General features: G+C 49.6%; 1 protein-coding gene. It reads right to left on the reverse strand.

All coding sequences use genetic code 11. From position 1 onward, the window contains the following. Positions 1–232: divalent metal cation transporter (locus IEQ44_RS18810; RefSeq protein WP_193639499.1), on the reverse strand; the 232-nt coding region annotated here is incomplete at both ends.

A 232-nucleotide genomic window follows, 5' to 3' on the forward strand; every position in this document is an offset into this window, starting at 1 on the left:
ATTTGTCAGCGCAACTAGTGGCAACAAGGTAAAGGGGAGGGCGATGCTGAGTGCCACTTGCGCGTAAATGATCAAGTTTTCAAAGGCAGCGTCACTAAAGCCGACTAACATACCGATAATCAGAATCGGAATTAGCGTGACAGCGCGAGTAAGCAGCCGTCGTTGCCATAGCGGTAAGCGGATGTGTAAATAACCTTCCATGACGATCTGACCAGCTAAGGTGCTGGTGATG

Source organism: Nocardioides malaquae (assembly GCF_015070385.1).
GTDB classification, from domain to species: domain Bacteria; phylum Actinomycetota; class Actinomycetes; order Propionibacteriales; family Nocardioidaceae; genus Nocardioides; species Nocardioides malaquae.